This window comes from Arthrobacter sp. Soil736, assembly GCF_001428005.1.
GTDB lineage: Bacteria > Actinomycetota > Actinomycetes > Actinomycetales > Micrococcaceae > Arthrobacter.
This window is the reverse complement of sequence record NZ_LMSB01000009.1, coordinates 95,095-95,387: the sequence shown is the minus strand read 5'-3', so window position 1 is coordinate 95,387 and position 293 is coordinate 95,095. Positions and strand designations below refer to the sequence as shown.

The 293-nt window shown below is 64.0% G+C and carries 1 protein-coding gene; it reads left to right on the top strand.

Features of this window, described 5'->3' with window-relative positions; all coding sequences use genetic code 11:
* The coding region (locus ASG92_RS28940; RefSeq protein WP_162256311.1) for an integrase core domain-containing protein at positions 1–293 on the top strand (293 nt) is incomplete at both ends.

The following is a 293-nucleotide window of genomic DNA, read 5'->3' as shown; positions in this document are numbered from 1 at the left end:
GTCACCAAGTCGCATTCGCGGCCTCGGGTGTCCAACGATAACCCGTTCAGCGAGGCGTGGTTCAAGACGTTGAAATTCGCACCCGCATTCCCGCAACGCTTTGGAACYGTCGGCGRGGCCAGAGAGTTCATGGCCACCTTCGTCGARGGTTACAACCACAYCCACCGCCACTCCGGGATCGGGCTCAACACCGCGGCCGACGTTCACTATGGGTTGGCTGCGGCCAAAACCGTTCAGCGGTCGGCGACCCTGGCCGCCGCCCGGACCCGGAACCCCGAACGCTTCACCACCAC